The organism is Rhizobium sp. AN80A, from assembly GCF_030053015.1.
Taxonomy (GTDB): domain Bacteria; phylum Pseudomonadota; class Alphaproteobacteria; order Rhizobiales; family Rhizobiaceae; genus Rhizobium; species Rhizobium metallidurans.
On the sequence record NZ_JASJPX010000001.1, the window covers coordinates 452603 to 470338 of the forward strand.

General features: G+C 63.7%; 12 protein-coding genes and 1 pseudogene. 4 read left to right on the forward strand and 9 right to left on the reverse strand.

Annotation, left to right across the window (positions count from 1 at the left end; translation table 11 throughout):
* Positions 1-221 precede the first annotated feature (221 nt).
* The 3 genes from cysT to P3R82_RS02155 are packed head-to-tail and all read left to right on the forward strand — an operon-like array spanning position 222 to position 2982.
* Complete coding sequence (cysT, locus tag P3R82_RS02145; RefSeq protein WP_183900896.1) at positions 222-1043, forward strand: sulfate ABC transporter permease subunit CysT; 822 nt, start codon at positions 222-224, stop codon at positions 1041-1043.
* Positions 1044-1045: 2 nt separating this feature from the next.
* Entirely contained in the window at positions 1046-1951 is a 906-nt protein-coding gene (gene cysW, locus P3R82_RS02150; RefSeq protein ID WP_283192816.1) for a sulfate ABC transporter permease subunit CysW, read from the forward strand.
* Positions 1948-2982, forward strand: a complete 1035-nt coding sequence (locus P3R82_RS02155; protein ID WP_283192817.1) for a sulfate/molybdate ABC transporter ATP-binding protein — start codon at positions 1948-1950, stop codon at positions 2980-2982. The genes cysW and P3R82_RS02155 overlap by 4 nt, the downstream gene beginning before the upstream one ends.
* A gap of 22 nt (positions 2983-3004) precedes the next feature.
* Here the strand turns inward: P3R82_RS02155 and cysG are convergent, their stop codons facing one another.
* From cysG to P3R82_RS02200, 9 genes are all read right to left on the reverse strand, one after another.
* Positions 3005-4495, reverse strand: a complete 1491-nt coding sequence (cysG, locus tag P3R82_RS02160) for a siroheme synthase CysG (protein WP_283192818.1) — start codon at positions 4493-4495, stop codon at positions 3005-3007.
* A complete protein-coding gene (locus P3R82_RS02165; protein ID WP_283192819.1) occupies positions 4467-7130 on the reverse strand; it encodes a nitrate reductase in 2664 nt (887 codons plus the stop codon). The genes cysG and P3R82_RS02165 overlap by 29 nt, the downstream gene beginning before the upstream one ends.
* Before the next feature lie 53 nt (positions 7131-7183).
* A complete protein-coding gene (nirD, locus tag P3R82_RS02170; RefSeq protein WP_283192820.1) occupies positions 7184-7519 on the reverse strand; it encodes a nitrite reductase small subunit NirD in 336 nt (111 codons plus the stop codon).
* A gap of 4 nt (positions 7520-7523) precedes the next feature.
* The gene (gene nirB, locus P3R82_RS02175; RefSeq protein ID WP_283192821.1) at positions 7524-9986 is read right to left on the reverse strand and encodes a nitrite reductase large subunit NirB; all 2463 of its coding nucleotides are present in this window, start codon (positions 9984-9986) and stop codon (positions 7524-7526) included.
* Positions 9987-9990: 4 nt separating this feature from the next.
* Positions 9991-10788, reverse strand: coding sequence for an ABC transporter ATP-binding protein (locus P3R82_RS02180; RefSeq protein WP_283192822.1), 798 nt, complete (start codon positions 10786-10788; stop codon positions 9991-9993).
* 11 nt (positions 10789-10799) lie between these two features.
* Positions 10800-11693: a nitrate ABC transporter permease gene (gene ntrB, locus P3R82_RS02185; RefSeq protein WP_283192823.1), complete on the reverse strand. Its 894-nt coding sequence runs from the start codon at positions 11691-11693 to the stop codon at positions 10800-10802.
* A gap of 56 nt (positions 11694-11749) precedes the next feature.
* Entirely contained in the window at positions 11750-13048 is a 1299-nt protein-coding gene (locus P3R82_RS02190; RefSeq protein ID WP_283192824.1) for a CmpA/NrtA family ABC transporter substrate-binding protein, read from the reverse strand.
* Between the two features lie 359 nt (positions 13049-13407).
* On the reverse strand, positions 13408-14688 hold the full coding sequence (locus tag P3R82_RS02195) for a CmpA/NrtA family ABC transporter substrate-binding protein (RefSeq protein ID WP_283192825.1): 1281 nt from the start codon (positions 14686-14688) through the stop codon (positions 13408-13410).
* Positions 14689-14731: 43 nt separating this feature from the next.
* Positions 14732-15328 carry an ANTAR domain-containing response regulator gene (locus P3R82_RS02200; RefSeq protein ID WP_283193487.1) on the reverse strand — a complete coding sequence of 199 codons (597 nt, stop codon included), beginning with the start codon at positions 15326-15328 and terminating at the stop codon, positions 14732-14734.
* Between the two features lie 398 nt (positions 15329-15726).
* Here P3R82_RS02200 and P3R82_RS02205 point away from each other — a divergent pair.
* Positions 15727-17662, forward strand: a pseudogene (locus P3R82_RS02205) (methyl-accepting chemotaxis protein).
* Positions 17663-17736 lie beyond the last annotated feature (74 nt).

The window sequence follows — 17736 nt, forward strand, 5'->3', positions numbered from 1 at the left end:
AGTTCTTCACAGGGGCACTATATCCACCACCCTCATTCCTGTGCTTGTCACAGGAATCCAGTCAGCCCAAGTCTTTGGGCTGAAAGAGTCATATGACCCGACAGACGTCGGGTCGCTGGATTCCTGTGACAAGCACAGGAATGAGGGATGTCACGCCAAGCGACGCCCGAACGGCGGCCTGATGAATTTTGTCGGCTTTGCATTGATAAGGGAATGACCGCTTGAGACGCAATGTCCTGCCCGGGTTACGGCTGTCGCTGGGAGTGACCCTTCTCTATGTCGGCCTCATCGTCGTTCTGCCTCTGGCGGCGCTGGTGTTCAAGGCAGCGAGCCTCGGGCTGGAGGATTACTGGCGCATCGTCTCGTCCACGCGCGCGCTCGCAAGCTATCGGGTCACCGTGCTTTCGGCGCTCGGCGCCACGACATTCAACCTGTTCTTCGGCTTCGCGCTCGCCTGGGTGCTGACGCGCTATCGCTTTCCCGGCTGGCGGCTCGTCGATGCGATGGTCGATCTGCCGTTCGCGCTGCCGACGGCGGTGGCCGGCATCGCTCTCACGACGCTGTTTGCTGCGAACGGCTGGTTCGGCTCTGTGCTTGAAGGTGTCGGCATCAAGGTCGCCTATACGCCGATCGGTATCATGATCGCCATGTGCTTCACCAGTCTTCCCTTCATCGTTCGCACCGTGCAGCCTGTTTTGGAGGATCTCGACCCGGCCTACGAAGAGGCGGCGCAGTCGCTTGGCGGCTCGGACTGGACGATCTTCCGCAAGGTCATGCTGCCCTTGCTGACGCCAGCCCTGCTTGCCGGCGTGTCTCTATCCTTCGCCCGTTCGCTCGGCGAGTTCGGCGCCATCATCTTCATCGCCGGCAATCAGCCGATGTCGACGGAGATCACGGCACTTCTCGTCTTCATCCGGCTCGAGGAATACGACTACCAGGCCGCCGCCGCGATTGCCTCCGTCCTGTTGCTGACTGCCTTCGTGATGCTGGCGATCACCAACTGGATGCAGGCGCGGGCGCTGCGATACACGGTGAGGAACTGATCATGAGCAGCATTCCCACCCACCGCAAACCGCCGCGCGTCGGCGACCAGCCGATCGTCAGGCGCACCTTGATCGGCCTTGTACTCGTCATCGGCGCTTTCCTCGTCCTGGCGCCGCTTGTCATCATCGGGGTCGAAGCCTTCGCCAAGGGCTGGCAGGTCTATAGCGCCACGATCGCCAGTCCCGACACGCGGCATGCAATCATGCTGACGGTGCTGACAGCGCTGATCGCCGTGCCTGTCAACACCGCCTTCGGCGTTGCCGCCGCATGGGCGATCACCAAGTTCGATTTCTGGGGCAAGCGCTTCCTGCTCGTCCTGATCGAGGTGCCCTTCTCGGTGTCGCCCATCGTCGCCGGCGTTGCCTATCTCTTCGTCTATGGCCTGCAGGGCATCTTCGGGCCGACGCTGGAAGCCTATGACATCAAGATCCTGTTCGCGCTTCCGGGGATCGTTCTGGCCTCGATGTTCGTGACCGCGCCCTTTGTCGCGCGCGAACTCATCCCGCTGATGCAGGCGCAGGGACGCGATCTGGAGGAGGCGGCGACATCGCTCGGCGCGTCCGGCTGGCGCACGTTCTTCTCGGTGACGCTGCCGAATATCAAATGGGCGATGCTTTACGGCGTCGTGCTCTGCAACGCGCGTGTGATGGGGGAGTTCGGCGCCGTATCGGTGGTGTCGGGCAATATTCGCGGCCAGACGAATACGCTGCCGCTGCACATCGAGCTGCTCTATCACGATTATCAGACAACCGGCGCCTTCGCCGCCGCCTCGATCCTGGCGGTCATCGCCATCTTCACCATCATCGCCAAGGTGGCGCTCGAGCGCCAGGGGGCCGGTCGCCGGACCCGCGCCAAGTCCGCCGCTCATCCGGCGCTCGTTGCCCAGCCAGCAGAGAAAAGCTCATGAAGATCCGCCTCGACCACGTCGTCAAAACCTTCGACACGTTTCGCGCCGTGCGCGACGTCTCGCTGGATATCCGCAGCGGCGAGCTGCTCGCGCTGCTGGGACCGTCGGGCTCCGGCAAGACCACCATCCTGCGCATGGTCGCAGGCCTTGAATATTCGGATGGCGGCCAGATCTTTTTCGGCGACCAGGATGCGACCGACATTCCGGTGCGTGACCGTGGCGTCGGCTTCGTCTTCCAGCACTACGCGCTCTTCCCGCACATGACGGTCGCCGAAAACATCGCCTTCGGCATGAAGGTGTCGAAGGTCAAGCGCGACAGGGCGGCGATCGAAGCGCGTGTCACCGAACTGCTGCGCCTCGTGCGGCTCGAGGGGCTGGGCGACCGGTTTCCGGCACAGATCTCCGGCGGACAGCGCCAGCGCGTGGCACTTGCCCGCGCGCTCTCCGTCGATCCGAAGGTACTGCTTCTCGATGAACCGTTCGGCGCGCTCGATGCCAATGTCCGTCACGACCTGCGCCGCTGGCTGCGCGAGATTCATCACGAGCTTGGCATTACCACGATATTCGTGACCCACGATCAGGAAGAGGCGCTCGATCTCGCCGACCGCGTCGTCATCCTGAAGGATGGCAAGATCGTTCAGGAGGGAACGCCCGAACAGGTCTGCCGCGATCCGCAATCGGCCTTCGTGATGAAATTCCTCGGTGACGCCAACGTATTGCCGGCCGAAATCCGGGCTGGCGTCGCCTATGCGGGCGGTGCCTCGGTCGCCGCACCCGGCATTGCCGATGGCGCCGGCGAGATCTACGCGCGCCCGGCCGATCTCGACTGGTCCGCGGAAGCTCCCGGCATCGGCGCCCGCGTCGACCGTGTTCTCGACAGGCCGGATGGCCGCCGTATTCTCGCGAGCACCGAAAGTGGCGTGCAGCTCGAATTCGACGTCGAACCGGAGCGCGCCGTCAAGGCGGGGGATCGCGGCTTCGTCACCGTGCGCCGTGCCAAGGTCTTCGGCGCCGCCCAGACCGCGGCCTGAACGGAGCCAGCGCCGGGCGGGATCAGGCCTCGCGCTGCAGGTACAACTCAGGCTGAATGTCATCCTGGTCCGTCGCCACACGCGCGGCGAATGCCGACCCGACGGCGATCAGCACAGGCTGCTCGTAGCCGATGACGGCAATGCCCTCGTGGAGCTTTGCGATCGAACCGCGCCAGTGACGCTGCGTGTCCCGGCTGACGTCGCTCATCACCATGACTGGCGTCGAAGCCGCCAGCCCTTCCGCGACCAGTCGCTCGGCGATCAGCGCCGCCGTCCTCCCGCCCATATAGAAGACGGTCGTCGTATGCGGATCGGCGACGCTTTTCCAGTTCACATCATCAGGCAATCCGCCATGGCGGGAGTGGCCGGTGATGAAGCGCACGGATTGGGCGTGATCGCGATGCGTAAGCGAAATTCCGAGCCTGGACGCCATCGCGCTCGCCGCCGTGATGCCGGGGACGACATCGACGGGGATGCCTTCGCGGTCCAGATGCGCAATCTCTTCGCCGGCGCGCCCGAAGATCATCGGATCGCCCGATTTCAAGCGGACGACATGCTTGCCCGCCTTGGCGAGCTTGACCATCATGTCGTTGATATCTTCCTGGCGGCAGCTCGTGCGGCCGCCGCGCTTGCCGACAAGCATCCGCTTGGCCTCCCGGCGGGCAAGCTCCAGTACCTCAGTGGAGACGAGATCATCAAAAAGGATCACGTCGGCCGCCTGCAAAGCCCGCACTGCCTTCAGCGTCAGGAGTTCGGCATCGCCGGGGCCGGCGCCGACAAGCGTCACGCGGCCTCGAGACATGTGGGCGGGCGCTCCCCGGAGCCTCTCGGCCTCCTCGAGAAGCAGCCCGCCAACGCCCTCCTCCGGCGTATCCGAACTAGAAAAGGCGCGATCGACGAACTTTTCCCAGAAGGCGCGGCGCTGGGGCCCCGGTGCCAAGCGTTCGTTGATTCCATCCCGCAGCGCCTGCGCCAACCCCGCCCAGCCTTTCAGCGCCTGCGGCAGCAAGGTCTCGATCCGTCGGCGGATCGCCTGCGCAAGGATGGGGGCGGCACCATCGGTCGAGATCGACACGACGACGGGAGAGCGGTTGACGATGGAGCCGAACTGGAACTGGCAATAGTCCGGCTTGTCGATGACGTTGACGGGCACGCCCACCGCGCGCGCGGCTCCGAAGAAACGTCTTGCTTCATCGTCATGGTCGCAGTCGCCAATCGCCAGCACGGCCTCGTCGAGGTCAGCCTCCTGCCAATCCCGCTGATGGTGGCGGATGCTTGCGGATGGATGCCCCGGCTTGCGGGCGACAAGGGCCGCGCAGGCGTCGTTGAGGTCTTTGGCGAATATCTCGACATGGGCGCCGCAGGCCGCCAGCAACTCGGCTTTCCAGGCCGCCGCATCCGTGCCGCCCGCGACCACGACACGCTTTCCGTCGAGTGCCCAGAAGACCGGGAGCTTGGCGAGCGGTTCCATCCGGGCAGGGCTGTCATTCCGCTGCTGCTGCAAGACATCCATCGATGATCCCCCTGATTTCCGCGCGACACGAGCCGCAATTGGTTCCGGCCTTGGTTTGCGCGCCGATCGCCTCGACGCTGTGGCAACCGCCGCGCACGGCGGAGATGATCTGGTTGACGCCGACACCGAGGCAGGAACAGACGGTGGCGCCGGGATCCGGCATGTCCGAGCCGGGGCGGCCGGCAACCAGAGCGAAGCGCTTGCGCGGCTGATCATGCGATGCACAAAGCTGCGCGATCGCCCAGTTGCGCGCGACGGCCACCGGCTGCCGGGCGATGAAAAGCGCGGCGAGAAGCCGGTCACCGTCGAAGAAGCCGAGCCTGATGTCGCCGGATTGCCGGTCCGCGTAACCGAGCGGCTCGAGCGCCTCGGGAATGGCGAATGTGCGGCGACACCACCGCGACCAGTCCTCGACGTGCTGGTCGACGGCAAACTCGAGCCGCCAGCCGCCATCGGCCTTCGCCAGCGCCCAATAGGGCGTATCAAGCCCCTCGGGCCTGGCTGCCGAAACGGCGAAGCCGTACGATGTGGCGTTGAAAGACCGGGCCGAGACGGCGACGTTCTTGGAAGCCGGCTGGCCGGATAGCGGATCGGTGACCGGCGCGACGACGGCGTCTATCCGGGCCTTGGCGGCGAACTGGTCGTTCCAGTGCATGGGCACGAAAACGCTGCCTCGGGCCTGCCGCTCCGTGATCAAGGCGCGCACGATCGCCTTGCCATGCGGGCTTTCGATTTCGACCAGGGTGGCATTGCCGACGCCGATCTCGATCGCGTCGCGCGGGTGCAACTCGGCGAAGGGTTCGGCGATATGCGAGGAGAGGCGGGCGCTTTTGCCCGTGCGCGTCATCGTGTGCCACTGGTCGCGAATACGACCGGTGTTGAGCGTGAAGGGGTAATCGGAATTGGTACGATCGGCGACGGCTGGCTCAAGGGCGACGAACCGTGCTCGTCCATCCGCGTGGTAAAATCGGCCATCGGCGAAGAAGCGCTTGCCGCCGCTGCTGACGGTAGCCGGCTCCGGCGTGGCGGGCCATTGGAACGGCGACATGACGCGGTAGCTCTCCTCATCCACCCCTGCAAAGGCGCCGATGTCGAAGTCGCGGCTGCCGTCGTTCTCGAAGGCGGAGAGGGCGGCGTGCTCGGCAAAGATGTCCGCCGGCGACGCATAGCCAAAGCCGTTGAAGCCCATGCGCCGTCCGACCTCGGCAAGCTGCCACCAGTCGGCGCGGGCGTCGCCCGGTGCGTCGAGGAAGTCGCGCTGACGCGAGATGCGGCGCTCGGAGTTGGTGACGGTTCCGTTCTTTTCGCCCCAGCCGAGCGAGGGCAGCAGGACATCGGCATGGCGGGTTGTGTCGGTGTCGCTGAGGACATCGGAGACGACGACGAAGGGGCAGGCCTTGATCGCGGCTTCGACGGCATCGGCATCCGGCATCGAGACGACGGGGTTGGTCGCCATGATCCACAGCGCCTTGATGCGACCGTCAGCGACAGCCTTGAACAGATCGACCGCTTTCAGGCCGGGCTTCTGCGCGATAGCAGGCGACTGCCAGAAGCGCTGGACGCGATCACGGTCATCGGCGTTGTCGATCGCCATATGCGCGGCGAGCATGTTGGCGAGCCCCCCGACCTCGCGTCCACCCATGGCGTTCGGCTGGCCGGTGAGCGAGAAGGGCCCCATGCCTGGCCGGCCGATGCGGCCGGTGGCAAGGTGGCAATTGATGATCGAATTGACCTTGTCGGTGCCTGTTGAGGATTGGTTGACGCCCTGGCTGTAGCAGGTGACGACCTTTTCGGTCGCCGTAAACAGGCGATAGAATTCGCGAAGCTGCATGGCGGGAAGGCCGGTCTGCTCCAGTATATCGCTGGCGGAGAGCGTCGCGGCCGTGGCGAAGGCCTCGTTGAAACCGCCGGTATGCTCCGCCACGTAGTTCTGGTCGACCGCGCCGGACGCGATGAGGTGCGCGAAGAGACCCATGAACAGCGCGACGTCGCTATCCGGACGAATGGCCAGATGCAGGTCTGCGATATCGGATGTCATCGTTCGACGGGGGTCGATGACCACGACCTTCATGCCCGGGCGCGCCGCCTTGGCAGCCGCAAGGCGTTGGTAGATGACGGGATGGCACCAGGCGAGGTTGGAGCCGGTGAGGATGACGAGATCGGCCAATTCGAGATCTTCGTAGACGCCCGGCACCGTATCGGCGCCGAAGGCGCGTCGATGACCGGCGACAGAGGACGACATACAAAGCCGGGAGTTGGTGTCGATGTTGCCGGAGCCGATGAACCCCTTCATCAGCTTGTTGGCGACGTAATAATCCTCGGTGAGCAACTGGCCGGAGACGTAGAAGGCCACGGAGTCCGGGCCGTGTTCGGCGATCGCCCTCGAGAAGCGGTCGGCGACGAGATCGAGGGCGGTGTTCCAGCCTGCGCGTTGCCCGGCGATTTCGGGATAGAGCAGGCGTCCGTCGAGATCGATGGTTTCGGCGAGCGCGGAGCCCTTGGAGCACAGGCGACCGAAATTGGCCGGATGGTCGGGATCGCCTTTGACGGAGACGACACCGTCGTCGGCGACCGTTGCGATGACACCACAGCCGACGCCGCAATAGGGACAGGTGGTTTTGGTTTCAGCGGGCATGGGGGTGCCCTCTCAGAGTGTCGAGGGGGGGTGCCATTTCCACCATCAGCCGATCACTCCGCCGCCATCAGCAGACTCTCGAACGCGATGAACAGCGCCCCATCCTCGTTCCTCACGGCAATGGTCCTGACCTCACCCTCGTCCGCCCCGAGCGCCTTGCCTGTCTCCAGTGAAATCACCCAATTGTGCAGCGGGCAGGTCACCGCCTTCGCATGCACGATCCCCTGTGACAGCGGCCCGCCCTTGTGCGGGCAATGATCCTCGATGGCGAAGACCTCGTTCTCCGCCGTGCGGAAAACGGCGATCTTGCCCTGCGGGGTCTTCACGCAGCGGGCGCCGCGCAGCGGGATGTCGGAGATGTCGCCGATCGAGATCCAGTTCATGTCCATCTCCTCACTCCGCTGCCTGGGGAAAGCCGATCGTCGCCATCGGCTTGAATTCATGCTTGTCCTTGCCGGAGACGCGCTCCGACCAGGGATCGACCTGGGCGAATGTCTGCGAGAAGACGAAGCGGTCGTAGTAGGCCTTGCGCTTGTCGGCATCGCCGATGATCTGGCGGCGGATTTCCTCAAGCCCGACACGCTTCGCCCATTTGTAAATGCGTTCGAGATAGCGGGCCTGCTCGCGGTACATCTGCGTCAGTGCCACGATATGCTCCAGCGCCTCGTCCTCGGTCTTCACAAGGCCGAGAACCTCGGTGCCCTTGATGTCCAGACCGGCGGCACCGGCGAAATGGATCTCGAAGCCACTATCCACGCAGATGACGCCGATATCCTTGCAGGTCGCTTCCGCGCAGTTGCGCGGGCAGCCGGAGACGGCGAGCTTCAGCTTGGCCGGCGTCCAGGAGCCCCACATGAACTTCTCGATGCGGATACCGAGACCGGTGGAATCCTGGGTGCCGAAGCGGCACCAGTCGGAGCCGACACAGGTCTTCACCGTCCGCAGCCCCTTGGCGTAGGCCTGTCCGGAGACGAAACCGGCCTTGCCGAGATCGGCCCAGACGGCCGGCAGGTCCTCCTTCTCGATCCCCAGCAGGTCGATGCGCTGGCCGCCGGTGACCTTCACCATCGGGATCTCGAACTTGTCGACGACATCGGCGATGGCGCGCAACTCGCTTGCGTTCGTGACGCCGCCCCACATACGGGGAACGACGGAATAGGTGCCGTCCTTCTGGATGTTGGCGTGGACACGCTCGTTGATGTAGCGCGACTGGTAGTCGTCGGCGTATTCATCCGGCCAATCGCAGACGAGATAGTAGTTGAGCGCCGGGCGACACTTGGCGCAGCCGCAGGAGGTCTTCCATTCGAGCTCCTGCATGACGGCGGGGATCGTTTTCAAACCTTTGGCCTTGATCAGGCGGCGAACATCGTCATGGCCGAGTTCGGTGCAGGTGCACATCGGGGTCACGGCGGCCGGGTTGTAGCTGTCGCCGAGTGTCAGCGACATCAGCTGTTCGACAAGGCCGGTGCAGGAGCCGCAGGAGGCCGACGCCTTGGTGTGGGCGCGGACGTCGTCGAGCGACGTCAGTCCCTTGGCCGTGATGGTCGAGGTGATCTTGCCCTTGCATACGCCGTTGCAGCCGCAGATTTCCGCATCATCCGGCAAGGCTGCAACGGCCGCCATAGGGTCCAGCGGCGACCCTCCCTGGTAGGCCTGGCCGAAGATCAGCGTGTCCCGCATCTCGGTAATGTCGGTCTGCTTCTTCTTCAGGTCGTTGAACCAGGCGCCGTCGGCGGTCTCGCCATAGAGCACGGTGCCGATGATGCGGTTGTCCTTCAGCACCAGGCGCTTGTAGACGCCGGCGGTGGCGTCGCGCAGCACGATCTCCTCGCGGTCGTCGCCATCGGCGAAGTCGCCGAGCGAATAGAGGTCGATACCGGTGACCTTGAGCTTGGTCGGCGTGTCGGAGTGTACGAAGGCGGGCGAGGTGTCGCCTGCAAGGTGGGAAGCGGCGATGCGGGCCATTTCGTAGAGCGGCGCGACGAGGCCATAGACCATGCCGCCGACCTCGGCGCATTCGCCGAGCGAGAGAATATCGCCATCCGAGGTGCGCATGCCGTCATCGACAACGATGCCGCGATTGACCGCGAGGCCAGCCTCTTTCGCCAAGCCGACATTCGGGCGGATGCCGACGGCCATGACGACAAGGCTTGCCGGAATGATGCTGTTGTCATCGAGCTCGATGCCCTCGACCTTGCCGTTGCCGACGATCGCCTTGGTGTTGGCCTTGGTGATGACCTTGATACCGCGTTCCTCGACCGCCTTCTGCAGCAGATAGCCGGCGGCGGGGTCGAGCTGGCGCTCCATCAGCGTCGGCATCACGTGCAGCACGGTCACGTCCATGCCGCGCTGCGCGAGGCCGGCCGCCGCCTCCAGTCCGAGCAGGCCCCCGCCGATGACGATCGCCTTCTCGCGCGATTGCGCCGCCAGAAGCATGGCCTGCACGTCATCGAGATCGCGATAGGTGATGACCCCCGGCAGGTCCTTGCCGGGGACGGGGATGATGAAAGGTACGGAGCCGGTGGCGATCACCAGCTTGTCGTAGCTCTCGGTGACGCCGTGGTCCGAGGTGACCGTCTTGGCGGCACGGTCGATGGCAACGATCTTGTGGCCCTTGTAGAGCGTGATGCCGTGGTCGATGTACCAGCCGTCGCCATGGATGACGATCTGCTCGTAGCTCTTCTCGCCGGATAGAACCGGCGACAGCATGATGCGGTCGTAATTGACGCGTGGCTCGGCGTTGAAGATCGTGACCTGATACTGGCCGGGTGCTTTTTCGAACAAGTGCTCGAGCATGCGCCCGGGCGCCATGCCGTTGCCGATGATCACGAGTTTTTCGATGCGGGTGTCTGACATGGGTTTACTCCGCGGCTTCGACGAAGCGGTGGCGTTCGTAGAGGAACTTCAGCACGGCTTCGCGGCATTTGAGGTAGGTTCGGTCGGAGGCGAGCTCGATGCGGTTGCGCGGGCGGGCGATTGGCACGTCGAGGACTTCGCCGATCTTGGCGGCCGGGCCGTTGGTCATCATCACGATGCGGTCGGAGAGCAGCACGGCCTCGTCGACGTCGTGGGTGATCATCACCATCGTGTTGCCGAGGCGCGCATGGATTTCCATGACCGCATCCTGCAAATGGGCGCGCGTCAGCGCGTCGAGCGCGCCGAACGGCTCGTCGAGCAACAGGATCTTCGGCTCCATGGAGAGCGCCCGGGCGATACCAACGCGCTGCTTCATGCCGCCGGATATTTCGGAGGGACGCTTGTCCTTGGCGTGCGCCATCTGCACGAGATCGAGGTTCGCCATCACCCAGTCGTGACGCTCGGCCTTGCTCTTCGAATTGCCGAATACCTTGGAGACGGCGAGGTTGACGTTTTCGTAGACGGTGAGCCAGGGCAGCAGGCTGTGGTTCTGGAAGACGACGGCGCGCTCGGGGCCGGGGGCGTTGACCTCGCGGTTTTCCAGCAGCACGGCGCCCGATGAGACCGGCGTCAGGCCAGCGATGAGGTTGAGCAGGGTGGACTTGCCGCAGCCGGAATGGCCGATGATAGAGACGAACTCGCCCTTGGAGATCGTCAGGTTGATGCCCTTCAGCACCTCGGCGCGCACACCGGCCCGGTCGAAATGCTTGTCGATATGGTCGAGCTTGAGATAGGCAGTCATGGTCGTTCCCTTCAATTGGCCGAAGCGCCGCGGGTGATCAGCTTGCCGACCGCCGCCACCAGCTTGTCGAGCGCGAAGCCGACGACGCCGATGTAGGCAAGCGCGACGATGATGTCGGGCAGGCGGGACGAGTTCCACGCATCCCAGATGAAGAAGCCGATGCCGACGCCGCCGGTGAGCATTTCAGCCGCGACGATCGCCAGCCAGGAGAGACCGACGCCGATGCGAAGGCCGGTGAAGATGTAGGGAGCCGCCGAAGGCAGCATGATCTTGAAGAAGAACTCGATCTGGTTCAGCCGCAGCACCTGGGCGACGTTGCGATAGTCTTGCGGGATGTTACGCACACCGACGGCGGTGTTGATGATGACCGGCCAGATCGAGGTGATGAAGATCACGAAGATCGCCGAGGGGTTGGCGTTCTGGAAGGCGGCGAGCGAGAGCGGCAGCCAGGCAAGTGGCGGCACGGTGCGCAGCACCTGGAAGATCGGATCAAGGCCGCGCATCGCCCATACCGACTGGCCGATGACGGCGCCGACAATCACGCCGGCGACAGCGGCGAGCCCGAAGCCGTAAGCCACACGCTGCAGCGAGATCAGCACCCGCCAGCCAAGCCCGATATCCTGCGAGCCGTAGTTGAAGAAGGGATAGGCGATCAGGTCGAAGCTCTCCTGCCAGACCTGATAGGGCGAGGGCAGCGAGGCGGTCGGCGACGAACAGAGCACCTGCCAGATGCCGAGCAGGATGGCGAGCACGACGAGTGGCGGTACGACGTTGCGGGCAAGCGTGGCCGAAATCTTCCTGATGTCGAACCTTGCCGCCGGACGCCTGGCGAGCGGCAGGATGGTTGCGGTTTTCGATGCGGTTGCCGATGTCGCGATCGTCTGTTTCTTGGCCAAAGCGGGCATTCTGCGCTCCTCTTGCGGGATGGAAGAGCCGGCGTGGTCTGCGCCGGCGGCACGGATCAGGACGCAACCTTGATCGTCAGGCTGTCGAGATAGGCGGAGGGATTCTCGGGATCGAAGACCTTGCCGTCGAAGAAGGTTTCCTTGCCGCGCGAGGAGGATGCCGGGATGTCGGCGGCAGCAACGCCAAGGTCCTTGGCGGCGGCGCGCCAGATGTCCTCCCGGTTGACCTCGTCGACCAGCTTCTTGATGTCGGTATCCGGCGCGAATTTGCCCCAGCGGATGTTCTCGGCGAGGAACCAGGTATCGTGGCTCTTGAAGGGATAGGAGACACCGCCGGCCCAGAACTTCATGTAGAGGTCGGTGCCCTTGGTGAGGCGGCCGTTGCCGTAGTTGATGTCGCCCTTGAGGCGGCCGAGCACGTCCTTCGGCGGAACGTTGAACCACTGGCGCTTGCCGAGCAGCGCCGACATCTCTTCCTTGTTGTCCATGCTGTCGCACCATTGCTGGGCTTCCATCACGGCCATCAGCAGCGCCTTGGCAGCGTTCGGGTTCTTCTCGACCCAATCCGAACGCATGCCGAGCGCCTTTTCCGGATGGCCCTTCCAGAGTTCGCCGGTCGTTGCCGCCGTGAAGCCGATGCCCTGGTTGACCAGCTGCTCGTTCCAGGGTTCGCCGACACAGAAGACGTCCATGTTGCCGACCTTCATGTTCGCGACCATCTGAGGCGGCGGAACGACGATCGTGGAGACATCCTTGTCGGGATCAATGCCGCCGGCGGCGAGCCAGTAACGGATCCAGAGATCATGCGTGCCGCCCGGGAAGGTCATCGCGGCCTTGATCTCCTTGCCCTCGGTCTTCTTCTTCTCGAAGGCGGCCTTCAGCCTGGAGGCGTCCAGCTGCACGCCGGTATCGGCATATTCCTTGGCGACCGAGATGCCCTGGCTGTCGTAGTTGAGCCGGGCGAGAATGGTCATCGGCACCGGCTGGTTGTTTTGCGTCACCTTGCCGGTGTGCATGAGGTAGGGCATCGGCGAGAGGATGTGGGCACCGTCGATGCCGTTGGCCGCACCACCGAGCACGAGATTGTCGCGCGTCGCACCCCAGGAGGCTTGCTTGGCGACCTCGACATCGGGCATGCCGTGCTTGGCGAACAGGCCCTTCTCCTGCGCCACGACGAGCGGTGCGGCGTCGGTGAGCGCGATGAAGCCGAGCTTGGCGCCCGTTACCTCGGGGCCGGCGCCGGCGGCGAAGGCACCCGACGGGAACGCGCTCCGGACCGCTGTGATCAGGGCTGCCGTCGCCGTGGTCTTCAACAGGCCGCGACGTGTGATGCCGGTCGTGATTATCTTGCTCATTACGCAGGTTCCCTCTGCTGGTGCTGGCCGGAAATTCGGGAATAAAAAAACGCCGCTCGGCGAATGCGTCATCGGGAGGGAGGGTCCCGGACTGCAAAGGCCTTGCGACGTCGATGTCTTTTGCGAGCGCTTATCGCGCGCTCATCTCGCCCCGATCGCCGTTGACCGATGCGGTTTCAACGAAGCAAGCGGTGTGCCAGTTCTGAGATGAGATTTTATGTGATTGAAACTAAACCGCAAAATCGGCAGATGCTTATCTGCTCAATTTTTCACCCCGATTTTCCCGTGGCGATGTTTTGTGCGAATGCCATCGCGACGGCATTCCCAAGTGCAAGCTATTTGTGCATGGCAGCAATCGATCAGTGGTCGTCAGAGCCCTTCGGTGGCGATTGAACGCTACGGACAGCGAAGCCCGAAACATAGTCCGCGAACCGCGACGGATCAAAGACATGACCGTCCATGAACCGGTCTCCGTCCGTGTCTCCTTCGATGCGGATGTCGGCATCCGCAGGGGCGCTATCCGCGCCGAGTGCCGCCCGGTAGAGATCGGGACGATAGGCGGAGGCCGCTGCCCTGGCGTTGTTCAGCGACATTTCGGCCTGCCCCCAACGCACCATCTGGCTGTAGATCCAAAGCGCTTGGCTGGGGCGCGGATAGTTGGCGGAGCGGCCGTGGAAAAGGAAGTAGTCGTCGATCACGCGGCGGTTGCCCTTGGCATCAAGGCTGAATTCGCCCGCCAGCACATGCCGGATGATCTCGACGGGCGCGGCGATGTAGCGCGGGTCGGCGAGCGCCTGCGCCAGCGCATCGTGGTTTTCGACGCGGTCGCACCAACGGGCGGCGGCATCAAGCGCAACGATCAGCCGGGAAACGGTGTCGCGATTGGCATCCGCCCAATCAGGGCGCATGCCGATGACCTTTTCCGGTGCCGAGGGCCAGATATCCTGCTTCGCGGCGACGATGCGACCCACGCCGCGCTCGGAGGCGATCATGTTCCATGGCGCGCCGACGCAGAAGCCATCGATGGCGCCGGCGGCGAGCGCGTCCGAGGTTAAGGGTGGCGGCACCACGACAAGTCTCACGTCATTGTCGGGGTCGATGCCGCCCGCTGCGAGCCAATAGCGGAACTCGTAATTGTGCGAGGAGAAGGGATAGGTCATGCCTAGCGTCGGCGTCGGTTCGCCTCGCGCCTTCATCTCTCCCAGGACCATCGCCAGCGCACGCGCGCTCTCGAGCGCGCTCGGCATCTCGGCAAGCCCCGCCGCCTGCTGCATCCGCTCGAACAGCGCCGTCGACAAGGTGATCGCATTGCCGCCGCGCCCAAGCGAGAATGGCGTGATCGTCGGCGACGGGTTGGAACCGAGCGCGAGCGCCGAGGCAACCGGCATGGGTGACAGCATATGGGCGATGTCGAACTGGCGAAACGCCAGGCGGTCGCGAACATTGGCCCAGGAGACGTCCTTGACGAGGTCGAGCGCCAGCCCCTCCTTGGTCGCGAAGCCGAATTCCGCCGCCGCGATCAGAACCGAGGCGTCAACAAGCGGGATGAAGCCGGCGCGCAGCGTTCTCGAGCCTTCGGCAGCGGTGCTTGTCGGTGCGGCAAGGCTACCGCTGGCATTGTCGGTCATGATCTTGTCCATCCCGGTTTCCTCCGGACATCAAGCATATGATAGGCGCCGGCACTCACATCAACAGCCCGGCGGCCGTGATGACGCTCTGGGCGATGTCGGCGATCTTCTTCTTCTCGTTCATGGCGGTCTGCCGCAGAAGCGCGAAGGCCTCGTCTTCCGACAGGCCGCGCATCTTCATCAAAATGCCCTTGGCGCGGTCGATGATCTTGCGCTCCTCCAGCGCCGACTTGGCATCGGCCAGTTCGCGCTGCAGGCGGTTGAAGGCGTTGAAACGACTGACGGCCATTTCCAGGATCGGCTTCACCCGCTCCTTTTTCAGGCCATCGACGATATAGGCCGACACGCCGGCATCGACCGCGGCAATGATGGAATCCTCGTCGGATTTGTCGACGAACATGGCAATCGGCCGCGCCACGGCGCGGGAGATCTGGAAGATGCTCTCGAGCATGTCGCGATTGGGGTTCTCGATATCGATGACGATGACATCGGGGTTGACCTCCTCGATGCGCCGCGCCAGGCCATTCATGTCGTTGACGACGGTCACCCGTTGATACCCGGCCTCGTGCAGCCCCAGTTCGATGATGGAGGCTCGAATGCTGTTCTCGTCGATAACCAGCACATTCAGGCTGGGCTTGGCAGGTTGAGATATTGCCACCGGCAGTCAGCATTCCGTTCAGGAGGGCGTCGATTTTCCTCCGCTGAAATGCGCGAGATTGGCCGAAAAATCAAGCAAATATTGAATTGCACAAAATATGTGCGATTGCACGGAGATTTTCAGCGTGTTCGCCCTGGATATCGTTTCCAGACTCAGCCACTCAATCATGCGCTACATTAGCAATCGAATTGCCTATTGAAATCTTATGGTTAAGAAACAATCGGTCGAATTTTAATGGTTCTGTAAGCTAATGGTATGACAAGTGTCGGCGGTAGTTCTGGGAGGAGTTACTCGCCATGAGGGTGGGGTTCCACTGCCAATGACCCATCACGCTTCGGTAGATGTCCGCACGTCGGTAATGCGCGGCCGGCCGACCACCCGTCAGGTCTCCAATGAGCTTTCTTCAAAACGCTAAAATTCGCACGAAAATCATCGCTGTCATTGCCCTCATGGCCGTCACGTCCATTGCCGGGCTTGCTTATGTCAGTACACAGTTCAAAAGCGCGGACACCCGCTATGCCAGCTTCCTGTCGAAGGAAAGCATGGGCGCCACGCTCAACGCCAGAGCAACGGGCGGCCTTCTGCAGCTCGGCTTCCAGCTCGGCTTGATGATGATCAACGATCCCTCGTCTCCCGAGTTCGCGGCATCGATCAAGATCTACAACGACAACTTCGCCCTGATGAAGGAGCGCATCGCGACCGTCGGGCAGCTTGTGGAGTCGAGAGCCGAGCCGGCGAAAGCCATGCTGACCGCGGTCAATGGCTTCGATGCACTTGCCCAGCAGATGATCGCGCTCGTCAAAGAGGGCAGGCGAGACGAGGCCGTCGTCGTGATGCGCCGTGCCGGCACCGAACTGACGGCGATCCTGCCGATGTTCGCAGGCGGCAACGATCAGCTGATCAAGATGATGTCGGAAGGCACAGCCGAGCTACAGGCCACGACCAACAAGACGATCATCACCGGATTGTCGGCGCTCGGTCTTGCCCTCGTCGCCATTACCCTGCTTGGACTTTTCGTGGTTTCGCGTGGCATCACCGCACCGATCGACCGTCTGCGTCAGCGCATGGGCGCACTGGCGGCCGGAGATACCGCAAGCGAGACGCCTGGCCTGGAGCGCAAGGACGAGGTCGGGCAGATGGCCGCGGCCGTCGCCATCTTCCGCGACAACGCGCTGGAGCGTGCACGTCTGGAGCGCGAAGCCGACGAGGGCCGTTCGCTGTCCGAACGCGAACGCCACGCGCGCGAACTCGCGAAGGAAGAGGACGCCGCCAATACCCGGGAGGCCGTCGAGGCACTTGCGCTCGGTCTCGGCCGCCTGGCCGACGGCGACGTCTCGTATCGCATTTCCAAGCCGTTCGTCGAGCATCTGGATGCCCTGCGCAACAGCTACAACATGTCGCTCGACAAGCTGCAGGCCGCGCTCGTCGCGGTTGGCAAGAATGCCAGCGTCATCAATTCCGGCGCCGCCGAAATTCGCTCCGCCGCCGACGATTTGGCGCGCCGGACCGAGCAGCAGGCTGCGTCGCTCGAAGAGACCGCGGCAGCCCTGGAGCAGATCACCACGACCGTTCGCGATTCTGACCAAGCGGGCCGAGGAAGCAAGCGTGCTGGTCGAACGCACACGGTCCGGCGCCGAGAAATCGGGCAGCGTCGTGCGCAACGCCGTCTCGGCCATGAACGAGATTGCCAAATCGTCCGGTGAGATCAGCAACATCATCGGCGTCATCGATGACATCGCCTTCCAGACCAACCTCTTGGCATTGAACGCCGGCGTCGAGGCCGCCCGCGCAGGCGAAGCCGGCAAGGGCTTCGCGGTTGTCGCCCAGGAGGTGCGCGAACTGGCGCAGCGTTCCGCGCAGGCCGCCAAGGAGATCAAGCTGTTGATCACCACGTCCGAAAACCAGGTCAACACCGGCGTTGCTCTCGTTGGCGAAACCGGAGCTGCACTGGTCCAGATCGAGGCCGAGGTGACCGAGATCACCGCGCATGTCAACGCCATCGTCAAGGCGGCCCGCGAGCAGTCGACCGGCATTCAGGAGATCAACACCGCGGTCAACAGCATGGACCAGGGCACGCAGCAGAACGCGGCCATGGTCGAGGAGACCAACGCGGCCAGCCACAGCCTGGCGAAGGAAGCCAGTGCGCTCGATGCGCTTATCGGCCAGTTCACGCTCGAGCAGGGCCGCAACCAGGCGCCGATCGCCGTCGCCAACGAAGCATCGCGTCCGGTGCCTTCGAAGGCGCGGGCGCTGACGCAGCGCTTGGCGTCCAGCTTCAGGGGTGGCAATGCCGCAGTGGCGACCGCGCCCGCCTGGGAAGACTTTTGATCACCTCGACATGGCCCCGGCGAACGGGGCCATGTCCAAGGCTCTCCGGTCGGTCGGCGGATATGGCCGATCAG